This is a genomic window from Saccharothrix tamanrassetensis (genome assembly GCF_014203665.1).
In the GTDB taxonomy this organism is placed as follows: domain Bacteria; phylum Actinomycetota; class Actinomycetes; order Mycobacteriales; family Pseudonocardiaceae; genus Actinosynnema; species Actinosynnema tamanrassetense.
This window is the reverse complement of sequence record NZ_JACHJN010000012.1, coordinates 96,935-116,248: the sequence shown is the minus strand read 5'-3', so window position 1 is coordinate 116,248 and position 19,314 is coordinate 96,935. Positions and strand designations below refer to the sequence as shown.

The 19,314-nt window shown below is 69.7% G+C and carries 16 protein-coding genes; 6 read left to right on the top strand and 10 right to left on the bottom strand.

The genetic code is table 11. The features are described 5' to 3' along the window. Nucleotides 1-156: 156 nt before the first annotated feature. Together FHS29_RS31040 and FHS29_RS31035 are read left to right on the top strand one after the other, a co-directional pair. Complete coding sequence (locus FHS29_RS31040) at nucleotides 157-813, top strand: response regulator transcription factor (RefSeq protein WP_184696845.1); 657 nt, start codon at nucleotides 157-159, stop codon at nucleotides 811-813. A gap of 18 nt (nucleotides 814-831) precedes the next feature. Beyond that, nucleotides 832-1,419: a TetR-like C-terminal domain-containing protein gene (locus FHS29_RS31035; RefSeq protein WP_184696843.1), complete on the top strand. Its 588-nt coding sequence runs from the start codon at nucleotides 832-834 to the stop codon at nucleotides 1,417-1,419. Between the two features lie 137 nt (nucleotides 1,420-1,556). Here FHS29_RS31035 and FHS29_RS31030 read toward each other — a convergent pair whose 3' ends face one another. After that, nucleotides 1,557-3,194, bottom strand: a complete 1,638-nt coding sequence (locus tag FHS29_RS31030; RefSeq protein ID WP_184696841.1) for a cation:proton antiporter — start codon at nucleotides 3,192-3,194, stop codon at nucleotides 1,557-1,559. A gap of 318 nt (nucleotides 3,195-3,512) precedes the next feature. Here FHS29_RS31030 and FHS29_RS31025 point away from each other — a divergent pair, with 318 nt between their 5' ends. Beyond that, nucleotides 3,513-5,711, top strand: coding sequence for an RICIN domain-containing protein (locus tag FHS29_RS31025; protein WP_184696839.1), 2,199 nt, complete (start codon nucleotides 3,513-3,515; stop codon nucleotides 5,709-5,711). Nucleotides 5,712-5,883: 172 nt separating this feature from the next. Here the strand turns inward: FHS29_RS31025 and FHS29_RS31020 are convergent, their stop codons facing one another. From FHS29_RS31020 to FHS29_RS31005, 4 genes are all read right to left on the bottom strand, one after another. Then, nucleotides 5,884-6,279 (bottom strand): hypothetical protein, encoded by a 396-nt coding sequence (locus FHS29_RS31020; protein WP_184696837.1) that lies wholly within the window; start codon nucleotides 6,277-6,279, stop codon nucleotides 5,884-5,886. 487 nt (nucleotides 6,280-6,766) lie between these two features. Continuing rightward, nucleotides 6,767-6,958 (bottom strand): DUF2795 domain-containing protein, encoded by a 192-nt coding sequence (locus tag FHS29_RS31015; RefSeq protein ID WP_184696835.1) that lies wholly within the window; start codon nucleotides 6,956-6,958, stop codon nucleotides 6,767-6,769. A gap of 70 nt (nucleotides 6,959-7,028) precedes the next feature. Next, nucleotides 7,029-7,337, bottom strand: a complete 309-nt coding sequence (locus tag FHS29_RS31010; RefSeq protein WP_184696833.1) for a DUF3140 domain-containing protein — start codon at nucleotides 7,335-7,337, stop codon at nucleotides 7,029-7,031. Further along, nucleotides 7,334-7,549, bottom strand: coding sequence for a hypervirulence associated TUDOR domain-containing protein (locus tag FHS29_RS31005; protein ID WP_184696831.1), 216 nt, complete (start codon nucleotides 7,547-7,549; stop codon nucleotides 7,334-7,336). Before FHS29_RS31005 ends, FHS29_RS31010 begins: the two co-directional genes overlap by 4 nt. Nucleotides 7,550-7,737: 188 nt before the next feature. Between FHS29_RS31005 and FHS29_RS31000 the strand changes: the two genes are divergently transcribed. Continuing rightward, nucleotides 7,738-9,456 carry an amidohydrolase gene (locus FHS29_RS31000; protein WP_184696828.1) on the top strand — a complete coding sequence of 573 codons (1,719 nt, stop codon included), beginning with the start codon at nucleotides 7,738-7,740 and terminating at the stop codon, nucleotides 9,454-9,456. A 39-nt stretch (nucleotides 9,457-9,495) separates the two neighbouring features. Further along, on the top strand, nucleotides 9,496-10,125 hold the full coding sequence (locus FHS29_RS30995; protein ID WP_184696826.1) for a TetR/AcrR family transcriptional regulator: 630 nt from the start codon (nucleotides 9,496-9,498) through the stop codon (nucleotides 10,123-10,125). A 46-nt stretch (nucleotides 10,126-10,171) separates the two neighbouring features. Here FHS29_RS30995 and FHS29_RS30990 read toward each other — a convergent pair whose 3' ends face one another. From FHS29_RS30990 to FHS29_RS30975, 4 genes are all read right to left on the bottom strand, one after another. Next, entirely contained in the window at nucleotides 10,172-11,476 is a 1,305-nt protein-coding gene (locus FHS29_RS30990) for a glycosyltransferase 87 family protein (protein ID WP_184696824.1), read from the bottom strand. Next, entirely contained in the window at nucleotides 11,466-12,710 is a 1,245-nt protein-coding gene (locus tag FHS29_RS30985) for a mannosyltransferase (RefSeq protein WP_312865178.1), read from the bottom strand. The genes FHS29_RS30990 and FHS29_RS30985 overlap by 11 nt, the downstream gene beginning before the upstream one ends. Next, nucleotides 12,703-14,325, bottom strand: coding sequence for a polyprenol phosphomannose-dependent alpha 1,6 mannosyltransferase MptB (gene mptB / locus FHS29_RS30980; RefSeq protein ID WP_184696820.1), 1,623 nt, complete (start codon nucleotides 14,323-14,325; stop codon nucleotides 12,703-12,705). The genes FHS29_RS30985 and mptB overlap by 8 nt, the downstream gene beginning before the upstream one ends. Before the next feature lie 575 nt (nucleotides 14,326-14,900). Further along, nucleotides 14,901-15,116: a hypothetical protein gene (locus FHS29_RS30975; protein ID WP_184696818.1), complete on the bottom strand. Its 216-nt coding sequence runs from the start codon at nucleotides 15,114-15,116 to the stop codon at nucleotides 14,901-14,903. A gap of 748 nt (nucleotides 15,117-15,864) precedes the next feature. On the opposite strand from FHS29_RS30975, the gene FHS29_RS30970 reads away from it, so the two are divergent. Further along, on the top strand, nucleotides 15,865-16,005 hold the full coding sequence (locus tag FHS29_RS30970) for a hypothetical protein (protein WP_184696816.1): 141 nt from the start codon (nucleotides 15,865-15,867) through the stop codon (nucleotides 16,003-16,005). Between the two features lie 679 nt (nucleotides 16,006-16,684). On the opposite strand, the gene FHS29_RS30965 is transcribed toward FHS29_RS30970, so the two are convergent. After that, nucleotides 16,685-19,174, bottom strand: coding sequence for an excinuclease ABC subunit UvrA (locus FHS29_RS30965; RefSeq protein WP_184696814.1), 2,490 nt, complete (start codon nucleotides 19,172-19,174; stop codon nucleotides 16,685-16,687). Nucleotides 19,175-19,314: the final 140 nt, after the last annotated feature.

Below are 19,314 nucleotides of genomic sequence, written 5' to 3'. Positions count from 1 at the left end.
GGAGGGTCGCGGCCCGGCGTGGGCCGCACCACCGCGCGGCCGGGGCGCACGGGCGGCCCGCGGCTCGACACTCGGGGCTGTGGTGGGGCATTCGATCCACGACCACTTCGCGTGACTTCTCACAGGGGGTTCCACGTGTCGATCGGAGGGAACGTCATGCAACTCGTACTGATCATGGACGACGAGGTGAGGAGGTACGGCGTGGCGGCCATGCTGGCGCACGTCGCCGGAGTCGACGCCGTCGTCTGCCACGGCACCGCCGAGGAGGCGGTGCGCGCCGGAGTCGCCATCCCCGACCTGATGGTGATGTGCGCGACCGACTTACCCTCGCCGGGCGGGCCGGCCGTGCTCGACACGCCCCTCCTGCTGCTGGTCGACGGCACCGAGGGGGTCGGCGCGCTCGGGGAGGTGCACCCCTGCGTGCAGGCGCTGGTCGACTGGTCGGGGCTGACGCCGAACGTCCTCGCCGATGCCGTCGCCGACGTGATGGCGGGCAAGTTCTACCTGTCTCCGGTGCTGGCCCGGCGGGTGCTGGGCAGGCAGTCGACGGCGGGAACCCCGCAGTGGGGTCCGATGGGCAGCGGGCTGACGCCGCGCGAGCTGGAGGTGCTGCGGCTGGTGGCCGGGGGGCTGAGCAACAAGCAGGTGGCCCGACAGCTCCAGATCTCCGAGCACGGGGTGAAGCGGCTGATGGGCAACGTCCTGGCGAAGCTGAACAGCCCGAACCGGACGCTGGCCGTGGTGCGGGCCATCGAGTACGGCCTGCTGGCCGATCCGAAATCGCCCACCGGGTCCGCGACATCTGTCGCATAGGCGGGGTAAGCTGGGGAAATGGCGAAGCCGACGACAGACGCCGGGCCCAAGCGCGTCGACCCCCGGGTACTGCGGACCCGGCTGCTGCTGCAGGCCGCAGCGCTGGAACTGGCCGCCGAACGCGAACTGGACACCATCACCATCGCCCACGTCGCGGAGCGGGCGACCATCAACAGGGCGACGGTCTACCAGCACTACCGGGACCGCGACGACCTGCTGCTGGACGCGATGGACGGCGAGCTGAGCCGGCTGGGCGGCCTGATCGCCCGCTGCCCGCTGGTCGTGCTGCCGGCGACGATGCCGCCGGAACTGGTCGAGGTGTTCCGCCACATCGAGTCCGCCCGGGTGCTGTACCGGCGGATGCTGGGCCCGTGCGGCTCCGCCCGGTTCATCGACCACCTGCACCGCCTGGTCGCCGAACAGGTGGTCCGCCAGCTCTCCGCCGACGGGAAGGCCGTGCGGGACGAGGAGACCGTCCGGCTGCGGGCCCACTGCGCGGCCGGCTCGTTCATCGGCCTGGTGCGTCACTGGCTGCTCGCCGAGACCGTGCTGCCGGCCGAGCACGCCGCCGCTAACGCCTGGACGGCGCTGGTGTCGGCACGCTGAACCGGAAGTCCGAACGCTTCGCTCGACGCCGAGCGCCGGCCGGGGCGGTGGACCGCACGAACACGCTTCCGCGGCGTCGGGCACCGTCCCTTCGAGCGGTGCACAGGACCGGGCCAGTCGCGCCTCGGCGCGGGTGATCACCCGGTCGGGCTGCCGCGCAGTTCGAGGGTGATCTGCTCCGCGTCGATGTTGCGCAGCGCGGCCGACAGCGCGTCGGCGTCGAACGCACCGTCGTCACGGGCGTCGAGCAGCGTGTCGCGTTGCGCCGCCAGCACTGCGAGGTGGTGCTGCTTGTCCGAGGTGCCTTCCTCGCGCGGGGTGCCGCGGGCCGCGTCGTCGAGCAGGGTCAGGATCTGCCGCCGCTCGGCGTCCTGCTCAGCCTGGTCGGCCTCGTCCGTCCGGCCCCGGAAGAGCCGCTTGACGAGGAGTCCCACCGTTCCGCCCTGCACCAGCAGCGACAGGGTGGCGACGGCGAAGGCGACGAAGACGAGCAGCGGCCGGTTCGGGGTGTTCTCCGGGAGGGTCTGCGCGGCGGCGACGGTGACCGCGCCGCGCATCCCCGCCCAGACCACGACGGTGCCTTCGCGGACGCCCAGTGGTTGGCGCAGCAGGTAGTCGATGTCGGCGAGCGAGCGGCGGACCCGCGTGGCGAAGCGCTGCAGGTCGCGTTGGGTGGGTGGACCACGGCGGGGGCCGCGTCGTCGCACCGCCGGCACCAGGTCACCGGCTTCGAGCCGTTCCCCCATGGCGGCGATGCGGGGTTGCAGCGCCTGCCCGTACAAGGCGCGCCGCCGCAGCGCCCACAGCAGGGGCGCGACGTAGGCCGCACGCACGACCAGCGTCACCGCGAGCGCTCCGGCCGCGATCCCGATCGCTGTGCCGAGGCCGGTGTGCTCGCGCTGCACTTCGCCGAGGATGGTGGACAACTGGAGTCCCATCCCGAGGAAGACCACGCCTTCGAGGACGAGTTCGACGCTGGCCCAGTTCTGCGCGTCCGACATCCGGTGCTGTGGCGGCAGTACCCGAGGCGCGCGGGAACCGGTGATCAGACCTGCCACGACGGCGGCGACGAGGCCGGAGCTGCCCAGCAGTTCGGCGGGGACGGCAGCCGCGAACGGGACGGTGAACGACAGGATCGTGTTCACGGTCGCGTCCTCCACCCGTCGGCGCACCGCCAGGTTCCCCAACCCGACGACGGCTCCGATGACGACGGCGATCACGATGGCGTACGCGAAGGTGCCCAGCGCGTCCCAGAAGGAGAACCCGGCTGCCGTGGCGACGACCGCCGTGCGCAGGAGCACCAGGGCGGTGGCGTCGTTGAGCAGGCTCTCGCCGTCGAGGATGACCACGGCCCGGCGCGGGATGCCGGTCCCCTTGATGATCGAGGTCGCGACCGCGTCGGTGGGGCTGACGATCGCGCCGAGGGCGACGCCCCACACGAACCCGAGACCGGGCACGAGCCAGGCGAACAGCGCACCCAGCACCAGGGCGCTCGCGACCACCAGCAGGACGGACAGGCCGCTGATGGCACGGAACTCCCGGCGGAAGTTCATGGCGGGCATGGACACCGCGGAGGCGTAGAGCAGCGGTGGCAACAGGCCTTGGAGGATCCACTCCGGGTCGATCTCGACGTCTTCGAGGACCGGAGCCAGTGCGACGACGATGCCCACCAGTACGAGGACGAGCGGGGCCGCGACACCCAGTCTCGGCGCGAGCACGGCTGCGGCGGCGATGATCACGAGCGCCAACACCGCGACTGCGACGACCTCCAGCACGCATCCTCCTCCGCGTTGTGCCCACCATGCTGGGACACAAGTCCGCTTCGCGCTCCCCGGCGACCAGTGCGGCAGTGCCACCCCTCCCCCACGCGCCAGGACGTCCCCCAACGCCCACCGCGCCACCGGTCACAACGTCGGCGGAAACGTCACGACAGCCCATCGCCGGCAACCGACCAGCGAAACGAAGAGGTGGGAAGTCCGGATGAATTCCACGTGGGCCGGACGATGCGGTAGCCGTAGCCTCGGGTAGCCGTGCGGCGCTTTCCGTCGTTAGGGTCGACGGATTCGCCGCACCGCAGCCAGGGAGGAATCCTGATGAGACGACGATTATTGCTCGCACCCGCAGCGACATTCGCCGTGTTGGCCGGCCTGACCGTAGTACCGACCGGCCCGCTCGGACCCGCCTACGCGTCCGCGTCGGCTACGAGGGTTGTCGCACAACATTCCGGCAAGTGCCTGGATGTGCGCGGAGGCCCGCAGGCCGTCCATGACGGCGCGGTCATCGAGCAATGGGAGTGCACCGGCGCGTCCAATCAGAACTGGACGTTGCGGGACGCGGGCGCCGGACGTATTCAGCTGGTTGCCCAGAACAGCGGCAAGTGCGTGCAACCGGTCGGCGGCGGCACGGCCAATGCCACCGGCTTGGAACAAAGGACTTGCGGCGACGCGACCACGCAGCTGTGGATCAAGCAGAGCACTGCCACGGCGGGCGGGTACCGCTTCGTACACGTGCCGAGCAACCGCTGCATCGACATCCAGCGCAGCGAACTGACCGATGGCGCACTGGCCGTGCTCCACGACTGCTCGGGAAAGCCGAACCAGACCTGGACGACCGGGGCGTCCCCGCAGCTGCCCGCGACGGTGGAAGTCCGCAACGGCGAGTACTGGGCGCTGCCGTCGCGGTATCCCGCCAAGAGCCCTCATGGCGGCCTCTATCAGATCTGGGGACCGGCGGTCAACTGGAGCCCGACCACCGACCTGCATTGGGTGGGGGCGTACTGGCGTGATCTCAACCCGTCCGAAGGGGTTTACCGGTGGGACCGGATCGAGAGCACGACCGGCGCCTACTCGTACAGCTTGAACCAGCTCGGCGCGGCCGGTAAGACGGCTCTGATCTGGACGATACTCGGAACGGTCGACGACACCGGCAAGTGGCACGCGCCGCAGTGGGTCATCGACAAGTGCGCGGCTGCCGGCACGCCGGTGAAAGTGATCAACAACGGCACGGCGGCGTGGGGCCTGGCGCTGTGGGACACCTGCCCGCGGCGCGAAGTGGTGCGTTTCATCACGGAGATGTTCAGCCGCTACCGAACGGACGCGCGGGTCAAGTACGCGTACGCGACGACGTTCAACGCCGGCGAGTTCTGGATGCCGAACAGCGTCTACCGCGACGCGGCCGGCAAGGGCTTGACCCCGGAGATCCTGAGGACCTACGCGAAGGACATCATCGACGCCTGGGCAACCGCGCTGGGCACGAAGAAAGTCGTCTGGACGAGTGCCGGCGAATGGAGTCTTCCGGGCGACACCGAGCCCGGCGCGCCGAAGTGGGTGGCCGACTACGCGCTCCGGACCCTGGGCACGCAGTTGCGTGAAGGGAACGGCGAAAGCGTCACAGCGCAGTTGCGGCAGCCGCTCATCGGCCAGGACACGGTGGTCGTCCAGCCGACTCCCATCGGTGCGCAACCCGGGCAGTCGCACTACTACCTGACGGCGAAGACGGTCCACGAGATCGGCCGCGAGGGTGTGTCGTTCTACGGCAACGAGTTCGAGATCGCGAATCTCGCCGGCGTGTTCGGCAACTACGACTACTACCGCATGGCAGTGTTGAACATGCTGCGCAAGGGTCACAACTGGGCGATCTTCCCACGTGAGTTGCGCACCGACGCCAACGACGCGACGCATCCGCAATTCGCGGCACTGCGCGACTACTTCCGCCAGAGCGCGGGCTATCCGGTGAACTCGTCGCCGGATGCCTGGGCCATGCTGCAGATGTTCTACGACGGCTGCTACAACGGCACCCGCCGGTACCACAACTACGAGAAGTTCCTCCTGCAGCGTGACGTCGAATCCGGCGGACGCACGGTGGTGGCCGAGCAACGCACCTGGGATCCGGACCAGTACGGCTTCTGCAAGGTCGGCGAGGGCGGGTCCACGCAACCTGCCGTGACCTACTTCGCGCGACGAACCGATCATGCGAGCGGCAACGACTACATCTACTTCGACGTGGACAGCCGGTTCGCGCCGACGACCGAGCGCACCTTCAGGGTTGCCGTCACCTACCGCGACACGGGCACCGCGAAGTGGAGCCTGCAATACAGCACGGCGAACACCGCGATCGTCTCCACACCGACGGTCACCAACACGAATTCCGGCGCACTGAAGACCGCGATCTTCAGCCTGTCGGATGCATCGTTCCGGGGTGCACAGCCAACAGCGATGGACTTCCGCCTCTACAACGGCGGATCGACCGACATCACCGTCCGCGGCGTGCGGTTGATCCGCGGCGGTCCCTGATCCGAGCTGATCGATCGGTCACGGGGTGGACCACAGCCGTCGCCGTGGTCCACCCCGACTCCGGCCCGCCACCCGGCGAGCAGCGCCCGCCAGGTCCGGGAAGCGCGGTAGGCAGCGGACCGCGGGTGTGCGGCGAGCGGCTGCCTGGCCTGCGGACAACCGAACCGGTCGTTCAGCCGGCGTTGAAGTTCTGCTCGACCTCGGCGGCCAGCCCTTCCAGCGCCCGTTCGAGGGCGTAGCGCACATCGTCGGCCGCGGCCTCGCCGTCGGTCTGCACGCACAGCTCCGCCTCGCTGGAGCCGGCGCCCCGGTCGGCCACCCGCAGGAAGCCGCGCCACCCGTCGCGGTCGACCGGATGCCACCGCAACTCGTGCTCCTCCGGGGTCACGCTGAACTCGTAGCGGCGTGCTTCGCCGTCCGCTCCCCCGTGCACGGCATCGGCCCCGTGCACCGGCCCCGGCAGCCACGACTCGGCGCGCGCGGGATCGGCGGCGGTGTTGAGCACGATGTCGGCGTCGGCGGCCATCGTGCGACTGCTCCGGTGGGTGTGGTTCTCGGTGTCGGGCACAGTGAGGTGGTACCCCGTCCGCGCCCGTCGAAAGATACCGGCGGACCTCCCCACCGGGAACGGTGACCGGGCTTTCCGGCCGCCGCGAACCGATCCACCCGCGACAAGTGGGATCCGCTCGCGGTTGGGTACTCCGGAACCCCGACCGCCGGTCGAGAGAAGGAGGAAGGTCATGGTTCAACCGAACCCGCCGACCCCGACGACCCCGCCATCCCCCGGTCCCGAACCCACTCCGGGGACGGAACCACCGGTTCCGCCGACGCCGAACCCGCCCGACCCCAGCGTGCCCGAACCGCCTCCGCCGAACCGCTGAGACCGGGAGCGCCTACGGCTGGGACGACGTGCCGACATCCGTGTCGGCACGTCGTCCGGCTTTTCCCGCTTGAAAGGCACACGCAGCCGCGCGCGCCGCGTTGTAGTGCCGTAGGTGATGTCCGCGCGTCGCTGCGTGATCGTGCGACAACGCAAGGACCCGGATGCCCGGGACCTAGTTCTGCTTGCCGATGGCTTCACTGACGTCGGCGGGCGAGTCGAAGTTGTCCTTGGACAGGTTGCGCAGGGCGTCCAGGATGTCGTCGTCGGCGCCCTGGGACTGGGCGGTGCCGACGATGTCGTCCTTGGTGGCGGGGTACTCGACACCCGAGAGGAACTTCTGGACCTGGATCGGATTGACAGTCATGGCCGGGGAGTACCCGGCTCGGTCCCCCGCACTCCACCCGGATCCGGCGAAGGCCCGGGTGGCGGCGACGTCAGTCTTTCAGGGGGTCGTGGCCCCAGTTCATCAGCGAGTAGCGCCACCTCGTGTGCTCCACGTCCCCGTCCGGGCGCTGCGCGAGGTGCCGGTGGACGTAGCCGACGACCTTGCGCCTGTGCGCCTGGTCGTCCTCGGTCAGCTCGCCCTTCTTCTTCCGCAGCAGCGCCACGATCCGCCGGCCGGACTCGTGCCCGACCGACTCGCCGCCGTCGGACTGCCCGACGGACTTGGACTCGTCGGTGCCCAACCACCGCTCCAGTTCCGTCGCCGTCATGTTCACGGCGTCGTCGAACTCGTCGCTCACGAGTCGTCCCCCAGGGCGGTCGGCTTGTGCACCGCGTCCTTGCCGCTCTTGTCGCTGCGGACGCGGTACTGCGGATCGTCCTCCGACGCGCGGACCTGCCTGCCCGCGGCCTCGGTGTCCTCGGTGATCTCCTCGACCACCTCGCCGTGCACCGTCTGCCCGTGACTGGACCAGGTGACCTTGTCACCCTTGTGGAACTTCTCCTCGCCCATAGGCGGATTCTGAGCCGTCCCGCCAGGCCACGCATGACGGCCACGTGCCGACCACGCGTGCGACGCGCCGCTTTCACCCACCGGGGTAGCCGGCGGGCGGCCACAACCCGAATGCCATACACCTTGTCTGGATGGAGTGTCCGAACATAGTATTCGATACCTCGTCAGCGTCGATGAGGAGGAACCGGATGACCAGGGATGACCGCGCCACGCTGTTCCACGGTGGCCGAGTAGTCACGATGCGCGAGGACGGTGCCGTCGCGGAGGCGATCGTCGTCCGGGAAGGCCGGGTCGTGGCCACCGGCACCGAGCAGGACATGCGTGCCGCCGCCGGCGACCAGGCCAGGACCGTCGACCTGGCGGGCGCCACCGTGATGCCCGGACTGATCGACACGCACCCGCACCTGATCCACTGGAACGGCATCAGGCGTTCGGTCGTGGACCTGTTCGACTGCCGAGACCACGGCGAGATCGCCGCGCGGATCAGCGCCGCCGCCGCGCGGACCCCCAAAGGGCAGTGGATCCGCTGCTCACCCATCGGGGAACCGCACTACTTCCTCCGTCGCTCCTACCGGGACCTGGCCGAAGGCGAGCTGCCGACCCGGCAGCTGCTGGACGCCGCGGCGCCGGACCACCCGGTCTGGATCCAGGCGTGGGCCCCGGTGAACCCGGCGGTGACCGTGCTGAACACGCGCGGGCTGTGGAACATCCAGGTCTCCCGGAACACCCCGGACCGCGTCGGCCGGGTCTCGATCGAGAAGGACGCCGACGGCGAGCCGACCGGCCGGCTGCTCGGGCCGGTGAACAACTACTACAACAACGAACCGTGGTGGGACTCCGTCCTGGCGCGGATCGACGGGGTGTCCCCGGAGGACTGGTACGAGGGGGCCAGGAGCGGGATGGCCGAGGCCAACCGCAGGGGCGTCACGGCCGTCTACGAGGGCCACATGATGGACTGGCCGCTCATCGACGTCTACCGCCAGCACGGCAACGCCGGCACGTTGACCACCCGCGTGCTGTGCACGCCGGACGCCGAGCCGCACGGCCTGCCGACGTCCGTCACGCTGACCGAGACCGAGCTGGTGCAGCGGCTGGAACTGGCCTACCGCGTGCAGGACCTCTCCGGTGACATGTTCCGGACGGAGAGCTTCCTGTGCACCCGGGGCGGACCGTTCAACCCGGGGATGATGGTCCTCAACCGGAGCCACCGGGGCCCCTACGGCGAGTGGACGAAGGGCCTGGAGTTCCTGCCGGAGTGGAAGGGCCGGCTCATGGTGGAGTTCGCGGCCGAGCGCGGGATGCGGATGAACCTCATCTCGGTGGCCGACCGCGAGCACGACATCGCGCTGGAACACCTGGAGACCGCCCGGCGCAAGTTCGGCGACTTCTCCGAACAGCAGTGGATCCTCCAGCACGCCTACTTCATGGACGACGAGCAGTGCCGCCGCTACCGGGACCTCGGCTTCCAGATCACCACCAGCATGTCCTTCTCCCACTTCAAGATGCACACCTTCCGGGAGCGGTTGGGCAGCGACTACCTCAAGAACCTGATCCCGCTGCGGCGCGAGCTCGACCACGGTTTCGACGTCGGTTGCGGCACCGACTGGGGACCGGCGAACGTGTTCGAGCACATCGCTTTCGCGCAGACCCACCGCGGCGTCTTCGGCGACCGCAACGACGGTCCGGCCCAGGTGATCGACCGGCAGCAGTCGCTGGCCGCCTGGACCCGGTCGGCCGCGCGAATCCTGCGCTGGAAGGGAATCGGCACCCTGGAGGCGGGCGGGCACGCCGACCTGATCGTCGTCGACCGCGATCCGCTCACCACTCCGACCGACGACCTCAAGGACACGAAGGTGCACCTGACCATGGTCGGCGGGCGTCCCGTGCACGACGAAGGCGTCCTTTAGGATCGGCGGCATGCTCCCCGGACAGGCGCGCGGATACTGATGGTGCCGAGGCGTGCGTCCCGTGGCGTTCAACGCGACGGATCGGTAGAGGTCGCCATCGTCGATGCGGTCGGCAGAATCCTGGCGGAGCGGTCCATCGAGGACGTGGCGGTTGCCGACATCCTCGGCGAGGCCGGGGTGTCGCGGGCGACGTTCTACTTCTACTTCGAGTCCAAGCACGCCGTCGTCGCCGCGTTGTTCGAGCGGATCCTCGGCGACGTGTACGCGGAGTTCGAGCGGAACTGGCTCGAAGTGGACGCCGCAGCCGGGGATGCCGCCGATTCCCTCTACACGGCACTGCGGGCGGTGTACCGGGTCTTCCTGGCACACGGCCCCGTGCTGCGCACCGTCGCCCGCGCCTACCCCGAGCAGCCGGAGCTGGCCCAAGCCTTCGAGAACATGATGGACCGCCTGATCTCCGGCGCGACGGCGAAGATCGTGGCCGACCGGACGGCCGGAGTCGCGCCGGCCGGCCACGACGCCCGTGAGCTCGCCACCACCCTGGTGTGGATGAACGAGCGCTGCTTCTACGTGAACTCGCTGCAGCCCGATCGCGGGTGGGCGTCCTCGGACGCCATGATCCGGTCGCTGGCCGACGTCTGGGCGTCCGCCATCTACCGGTCGGCCTGACCAGGCGACGTGCTCGCTCGACCGCCACCTGGTTCAGCCGACGCCGTCACGCTCCGACGCCGTCACGCTCCCGGCAGCGGGCGGGCGCGGTGTCACGCCCCTGCTCCAAGGGCGGCTCGGCAGCACGCGGCGCCTCCGCACCCCGGTTGAGGACGAACGCGATCCCGGCCAGGGTGAGCAGCGCGAGCGCCGGGTAGGCCCACCCGATGACGGAGAGGTAGCCGGGCCTGCTGATCGTCCAGATCGTCTGCTGCCGGTCGAGTTGGAAGGCGATCACGTCCAGGAACATGACCGGGCACCACAGCGCCAGCAGCCAGCGGCGCAGCCACGGCGTGCCGCGCGTGTGCAGCAGCCAGATTAGCAGCGGCGCCACCCACACCCAGTGGTGGTCCCACGAGATCGGCGACACGAGCAGTCCCAGGAACTGCACTATCACCACGCCGAGCAGCGCGTCACCCGACCGGACCGCCCGGCGCAGCGCGAAACCGGTGAGCACCGCCGCCACCACGACGGCGACGAGCCACGGCCAGGACGTGCCCACGTCGTAGCCGAGGGTGCGGGACAACGCGCTGCGCAGCGACTGGTTGTGCGCGGTGGCGATCGGGCCCACCCGGTCCGCGTCGCCCAGCAGGCCGAACCAGTAGTGCTTGGCCTGCTCCGGGTCGACGGCGAAGCCGAGACCGACGCTCAGCGCGAACGCCACCACCGACCACAGGGCCGCGGCGAACCTGCCGGTGGCGAGGTAGAACAGCCCGGAGATGGCCGGCACGAGCTTCACGCCCGCCGCGAAGCCGATCCCGGCGCCCGCGAGCCGCGAGTTCTCGGCCAGCATGGCCGCGAGCACGACGGCCGCCAGCACCAGGTTGATCTGTCCGAACTCGAACGTGTGGTAGACGGGCCGCATCCACAGCAGCACCGCGGTCCACAGCAGAGCGCGACGCCGCCACAGCGCGGCGTCCGCCGTCCAGCCCGCACCGGCCACGTGGCGCAGGGCGACGCGCACGATCCAGTACAGGCACAACGCGGACAGCAGCCGCCACGTCCACTGCGCCACGCCCCACGGCAGCAGGGTCATCGGCAGGAACACCAGCGCGCCGAACGGCGGGTAGGTGAACGGCAGCGGGAAGTCGGGCGGCGAGTGCGGCGAGGTGACCTGGTACAGGTCGTCGGTCAGCACGTGCGGGGCCAGCGCCCAGTACACGTACAGGTCGATCGTCTCGTTGCCGAACCCGGTGACGATGGTCCAGGTGCGGACCAGCGCGGAGACCACCAGCAGCCACGGGGCCAGCGCCAGCAGCCGCCGTTCCCAGTCCGCGAGCACCTTCCGGCGCGATGAGCGTTCAGCCGACACTGCGCCCGACTTTCGACGTCTCGGTGAGCGGCGGCCGTTCGTCCTGCTCCTGCGCACCGGTGTCGGTGCGGAGCAGTCTCGGCAGCACCGCGAGCGTGATCAGCCCGAGCAGCGGGTAGCACCACCCGAGCGCGGCCAGCGGCCACGGCCGGGGGATCTCCCAGATGCTCGGCTGCTGTTCGATCAGGAACGTGATCAGGTCCGAGCCGGTGACGACCAACCAGGCCGCGGCGAGGGACCAGGCGAGCGGGCCGCGGCGAGCCGCCCCGTAGCCGATCCACAGCACCAGGGGCACCACCCACACCCAGTGGTGGCTCCAGGAGATGGGCGAGAACAGCAGGCCGAACAGCTGCACGGCCACCACGGTCGCCAGCGTGTCACCCGCCCGCACCGCGGCACGCAGCGCGAACCCCGCCAGCACGGCGGACACCGCCACCGCGAGCAGCCACGGCCAGGACGTGCCGACGTCGTAGCCCAGGCTGCGCGACAACGCGCCCCGCAGCGACTGGTTGATCACGGACCCCACCGGCCCGACCCGGTCGGCCGCCCCGAGCAGTTCGAACCAGTAGCGCCACGAGTCGGCGGGCGAGGCGAGGAAGCCCACGGCCGCGGTGAGCGCGAATCCCGCCGCCGACCAGGCCGCCGCGGCGAACCTGCGGGTGACGAGGAAGTACAGCGACGAGATCGCGGGGGTCAGCTTCAGGCCCGCGGCGACACCGACGCCGAGCCCTGCCAACGCTTGGCGGGAGGCGACCATCGCGGCGAACACGCCGGCGATCAGCACCAGGTTGATCTGCCCGAAGTCGAGGGTCTTGCGGACCGGCTCGCACCACAGGGCCAGCGCCGTCCACAGCATCACCCGGCGTGACCAGGTGGCGTCCCACGGCTGCCCCGACCTGGCGGCCACCAGCCCCAACGCCGTCCGGACCAGCCACCCCAGGCACACCAGGGACAGCATCTGCCACAGGACGCGGGCGGCCAACCACGGCAGCCACGACAGCGGGATGAACACCAGCGCCGCGAACGGCGGGTAGGTGAACGGCAGCGGGAAGTCCGCGGTGAACGGCATGTCGACCGAGTACAGCCGGTCGCCGAGCAGGTTCGGCGCCAGGCTCCAGTAGACCTTGAGGTCGATCATGCCCCAGCCGTCCGGGCTGCCCAGCACCCAGGCGTACCGGCCCAGTGACAGCAGCAGCACCAACGGCGCGAACCGGAGCAGCCTGCGCTCAGCCACCGCTGTCCCCCTTGACCCCCGGCTCCGGGCGCGAGACTTCGTCCTGGAGCTGCCCGGCCGCCTCCGGCTCCTCGACAGGACCCTTGACGGCACCCTCGGCCACCTCCGACAGCACCGGCTCGGCGGCCGGGTTCAGCACCGGCAGCACCACCGCCCGCTCGGGCTCGCGCTGGAGCAGCGACATGCCCACCCACACGCCGATCGCCACCGTGACGGCCAGGTAGGACCACCACAGCACCGGGTTCATCGACCCGTAGTGCCACCGCGCGACGATCGTGCCGTCCGGCAGGGTCACCAGCACCATCCACACCGAGACACCGGCCGCGACGGCGAGCCACCGGTCCTTCCACGCGAACGCGGCGGCGATCGCCAGCGCCCAGGTGAAGTACCACGGCAGCACCGACGGGGCGAGCACGGTGGCGGCCAGCAGGGCGATCGCGGCGCGCCGGACCGCCTCCACGCCGCCCGCCCTGGCCTTCCACCACTGGTGGACGAGCACGGCGACCAGGACGTAGACCCCGGCCGGCCGGAAGAACTCGAGGAAGTCCTCGTGGGTGGCGCCGCCGTAGTGGCGCCCGATCGAGTAGAACGCGAGTTCGGCGACCGCGCAGGGCAGCGACATCCAGGTCAGCAGCGGCGTCTGGGACCGCAGCACGTCGATCCACCCCAGGTCGACGCCGGCCACCAGCGTGGACAGGCCGAACACGCCCACGAAGGCGGCACCGCCCACCGCGCACGCCTTGACGAAGCGGTGCCTGGCGGGACCGTCCAGCCGCGCCACCCACACCCACACCAGGAAGGGGATCACCAGCACCGCCGTGGCCTTGACGGCGGTCGCCAGGGCGATCACCGCGAACCCGCGCACGTGCTTGCCGTCCAGCACCATCAGCACGCCGACCGCCATCAGGCCGACCATCAGGATGTCGTTGTGCGCGCCGCCGATGCCCACCGCGATCACCAGCGGGTTGGCCACGGTCAGCCACAGCGCCACCGAGGCGCGCCCGCCGAGGTGCCGCGCCAGTCCCGGCGTCGCCCAGGCGAGCAGCAGGAGCCCGCAGAGCACGGCCAACCGCATGAGGACCACGCCGATGATCACGTTGTCGCCGATCACGGCGACCACCGACTTGGCCAGCAGGAGGAACAGCGGCCCGTACGGCGACGGTGTGTCCTGCCACAGCGACGCCACGTTCCCGCCCAGCGGGAGGGTCAGCGCGGACGCGCCGGTCGTGTAGGGGTCGAACCCGCGCAACGCGACCGCGCCCTGGGCCAGGTAGCTGTAGACGTCCCGGCTGTACAGCGGCGGCGCGATGATCAGCGGCGCGGTCCAGGCGGCGGCGGCCAGCGCCACCCCGCGACCGCCGATCTCGCCGGAGCGCACCATCCGGCCGAGCCGGATCCACGACACGACCATGAGCGCCAGCCCGGCGAACAGGACCGCGGTCGCGAGGTCACGGCCGTGGCCGTAGCGCATCACGTTCAGGAAGGTGCCGTTCAGGAACGGATCCCGGTGGACGACCGCGCCGGCGCCGACACCGCCGATGGTGATCAACAGCGCGCCGATCACGCCCGGTCTCACCACTCGCAGCGGAACCTGCCGGACCACCGTCTTCCACACGTTCGGACGGTCCACGAGGACAGTCGTCCCTTCGCCACCCGCGGCAACTCCAGCGGTCACGACCAGATCCGCCTCTTGGATCCGATGATCGGTCCTCGCGTGCGTCGCCCCTGCGAGATGGGGGCGGCGACGGCGGGGAGCTCAAGGACGTAGGAGGCCATGACTCGGAATGCTGGCACGATCGTCCATCCCGGATGACACGAACCCCATGTTTTGCTCCCCGGACGCGGGTGTGTGATTCCGCACCTCGGCCGACGCGCTGAAGGCGACCCCGCCGCCTCCACCAGTGCCGCTGGCCTGCTCCTGTGGCTTGCGTCACCAGAACGCGTTACACGGGCCCAGGCACGACCGTCCCGCCCGACAACCCGCTGCTGCCCGTCCGAAGATCACCCGATGTGACGACCGGCCCTTCCCCGGTCTCGGATGGTCGGTGGCGGTGACCTCGTGGGTGACACGGCTCAACCTGAGGTCGGCCCCGCGGGCGTAGCCGCGCAGCGCGAACGCGGTGTCGTCCATGTCCAACGTGACGCAAATCTGGGATGCCCGCCGGATCAGCGGGCATCCCAGATTCCTGATTAGCTGTCGGCCACCTCCGAGGCTGACTCCTCACCGGGCTCAGGAGACTCTTCGAGAGACTCCTTCTTATCGGCCTGCCGCTTGTCTCCGGAGGAATCCCGACTGTCGTCGGGTTCGGACTCCTTGTTCTTCCGCCGCTGGGCAGCTACATCAGCGTATGCAGAAACGACAGCGCCAAGAGCGGCAATTCCGGCGAACACTTCAACCAGGTTCATACACGGTCCCTAGATTACTTGGACCGCTACTCTCACCCGAAGAGAGAGGTTAGGTAATCCACTTCGGCGGAGTGGTTGCGGTCCATTCGGATTGGACTGAGGGGACCGCATGTCCAGGCGCTCGTGGAACACGTGGTTCAGCCAGGATTAATTCGCCTGGTGGACGACATGGCCGTGGAGGCACTAGAGGATGGGCAACGCGCGACACGCGCGCTGCTTTAACCGCCTCCAGCCGAGCGACTAAGTCTCTAAAAAAGTCTTCCCAAGCAGCTGCCTCCACCCGTAGAGCCACCAGGGCTCGCATGAGCAGAAGCGCAGTTTTAGCCTCATCGAGGTACCGTGAGTGATCGCCGCCATAAAGCTTCTCCGGGCCATCGAAAGTACCCATAGGATTTAGGTTGCCATGGAGGACAAGTTCACGGAGTCTACTCACTACACCCGGTCCAGCCCGATGCAGTAGATCCTCGGGTGTTAAAGATCGCAGGTCACCAGCCGTTATCCCGCTCAAGTAACCTACGGCCCATAGTGGAATCCGGGTCTTTTTCCTGAGACGCTTGGCGCGCGCACGATTCCCGCACAGCTCTTCTTGCCGCTTCTCGAACTCCTCAATCCGTCCGGCAGTCTTCCACACCTGCCGAGCGAAGTCCATGACTTCGCCGACCAGCATGAACCTGTATCCGTCGAGGGATTTGAGTTGCAAGGGAGAGCAGTTGGTATACTTCGCATATTCTGCCACAGAGTGGTCGAGATGTCCGACCTGCTCGATAATCCGCGAGCACATCTCGCCAAAAACTGTGCCGCGCAAACGACCGGCCAACGACTCGACCAGTGGGTTTACCCAGTGACCGTTATCCGCACCCGTTTCCGCACGGGCATCATCCCTGAATGATCGGCCCATGGCGGAGCCGTGCGCGATCATGTTTCGCTTACGGCAAGCTTCCTCTGCGACAACGGGCGCGATCGTATCCATCACAACCTTTGCATCGCGCACAGAAAACTGGTGCGCAAGCGGCTCGTAATGGTGCGGCGCCCATGTCGATGTCCACACGATCGGATCATACAACGAAGATCGAGCGCGGAGTGCAGCTAATTCATGTGATGAAGCACACTTATGAGCCTTACTCGGAATAGCTGGTCGGCTTCCACTCGCAGGCGTCCTAGGCTGCGCACCATCGACCCAAGAGCCTGCGCTTCCGAGAGACAGAGCACTTCTGCCCTTTGATGGTGAGATCAGCATGGGTAATCACCTCGACTCGCGAGAGGTGCGCGCGGTAGTAGCCAGATACGCGGAAGAGCAGCCGGGGTTTCAAGGCCCGCAGTCAGACGCGGGGCAGGCAGCACCTTCGTCGACCGCTGCGCACTGTCCGTGTCCCTCTTGAGGCCCGACGGCTCCAGTCCGGGTGGCCGCCGTTGCCGTGGGGGAGATCATCCAGTCGGTGCGGGAGCGTCGGTCGTCCGGAGTTCCGGTCCCATGCCGGCCCACTCCGCACGACCGACCCGTGCACCCGTACTGAAGGACCGCCGCACCGGTCGCGCAGTGGGATCGGTCCACCGCGCGACCGGGAGCGTCACCCTCCCAGCAGCGGTTCGCCGGAACGCACGCGGCGGAGGTAGGCGGCCGTCCCGCCCTCCCCGTCGGCGACGTCCGCCGGAGTGCCCTCGGCCACCACCCGCCCGCCCTGCGCGCCCGCACCGGGACCGAGGTCCACCAACCAGTCCGCCCCGGCGGCCAGGTGCAGGTCGTGCTCGGCCACGACAACGGTGTTCCCCGCCGCCAGCAGCACCTCGAACGCGTCGACCACGCGCTGGATGTCGGCCGGGTGCAGCCCGGACACCGGTTCGTCCATCACCACCAGCCCACGACCGGGACCGGCCTGGCCGCGCTGGATCGCCGACGCCAGTTTGAGCCGCTGCGCCTCGCCGCCGGACAGGTCCGTCGCGCTCTGCCCCAGCTGAAGGTAGCCCAGCCCGACCTGTTCCAGGGCCTGCAGGGTGGCCGCGAGCCGCTTCGGCGCGTCGAACCGCCGCACGGCCTCGGACACGGTCAGCCGCAGCACGTCGTCGACGGTCATGTCCCGGTAGGTCACGGTCAGCACGTCCGCGGTGAACCGACGCCCCTCGCACGCGTCGCAGGTGACCCAGATGTCCGGCAGGAAGTGCATGTTCACCAGCTTCCGCCCGTGCCCGGTGCACACCTCGCAACGCCCGCCGGACGCGTTGAACGAGAACGACGACGCGGTGAACCCCAGCTCACGGGCCCGGTCGGTGTCGGCGAACAGCTTGCGGATGAGGTCGAAGGCCTTGGTGTAGGTCGCCGGGTTGGAGCGGGGTGTGCGGCCGATCGGGTCCTGGTCGACCACCGCCACCCAGTCCACCCGCTCGACGTTCTCCACCCGGTGCACCGCTTCGCAGGCCTCGCCGGCCAGCGCCGCCCGCACGCCGCCGCCGAGCGCGTCGCGCAGCAGGCTGCTCTTGCCGCTGCCGCTGACCCCGGTCAGGCACACCAGTTTCCCGAGGGGGAACCGGACCGCGTCGGCGACCACGTTGTGCACCTTCACGTCGTGCAGCACCAGCCACTCGGTGCCCGCGTCGACCGGGCGCGGCGTGCGGTGCACCCGCGCCCCGCCGCCCCGCAGGTACCGGCCGGTGACCGAGCCCTCGGTGGCGGCGATCCCGGCGGGCGGTCCGGAGGCCAGCAGGCGACCTCCCTCGGTGCCCGCACCGGGCCCGATGTCGACCACCCAGTCCGCGTGGGCGATCAGCTCCGGGTCGTGCTCCACCAGCAGCACCGTGTTGCCCGCGTCGCGCAGCCCGGTGACGATCCGCAGCAGGTGCGCCTTGTCCGCCGGGTGCAGGCCGGTGCCCGGCTCGTCGAGCACGAACGTGATGCCGGTCAACTCGGTGCTCAGCTGCGCCGCCAGCCGTGTGCGCTGCACCTCGCCACCGGACAGCGACGCCGCGCTGCGGCTGAGCTGCACGTGCGCGACACCCAGCCGGTCCAACAGGTCCAGCCGCGCGACCAGGGCCGCCAGCAGCGGCTCGCCCACCTCGCGCGCCATGCCGGTCAGCTCCGCGTCGACCCGCGACACCCACTCGCGCACCTCGCGCACGTCGCAGTCGACCAGGCGCTCGTAGCTGGCCCCGGCCAGCGTCACGGTGCGGGCCGCGTCACCGAAACCCGTACCGCCGCACCGCTCGCACGGCGACTTGCGCAGGTAGGGCGCGTACCGCTGTTTCGCGCTCGGCGTGGCGGCGTTGGCCACCACCCGCTCCACCTCGGCCAGCGCGCCGATCATGGGTTGGCTGTCGCTGAACGACCAGCTGCCGGTCTTCGTCCTGTTCTCGGCGGTGAAGCTCGCGTCGATGACCTCGTCCCCGGTGCCGTGGAGCACCTCGTGCCGGAACTGCTCCGGCAGGTCCCGCCACGGCACGTCCAGGTCCACGCCGCGCTTCTCGGCCAGCGCCGGCACGAAGTGGTGCTCGGTCGAGCGCCACTTGGCGAACCACGGCGACGCGCCCGCGAACAGCGGCTTGGCCGGGTCGGTGATGATCAGGTCGACCGCCGCGCGCCACTCGCCGCCCGCGCCGTGGCAGCGCGGGCACGCGCCCTCCGGGCTGTGCTGGTCGAAGTGGGCGGTGGACAGCACCAGCCCCGGCTCGGCGAGCGAGGGCAGCCGCGAGTACAGCAGCCCCAGGTGGCCGTCGATGCCGGTGATGGTGGCGACGGTGGACCGCGGGTTGCCGTTCACCCGCCGCTGGTCGACCGCGAGGGTCGCGCCCAACCCGGTGATCCGGTCGACCTTGGGCCGGTCCCGCTGGGAGATGTACTGCCGCACGAACGGCGACAGCCCCTCCAGGTAGCGCTGCTGGGCCTCCGCGTGGATGGTGTCCAGCGCCAGTGACGTCTTGCCGCTTCCGCTGACCCCGGTGAACGCGACCAGCCGGCCGCGCGGGATGCGCACCGACACGTCGCGGAGGTTGTGCGTGCGCGCTCCCGTCACCTCGATGAACCCGTGCTCCCCCACCGCCGTCTCGGCCCCTGGTCCGAATGGCGACATCTTCTCGTCCCGCTTCCTGTTCCGTCGCGCGGATGTGTCCGGCAGATGACGACTGCCCCGTTCCCACCACAGGCACGGTCTTCGGCAAGCAGTGTGGGATTCGGGGACGACGCCCTGAGACGGACGAACCCTACTGTCGT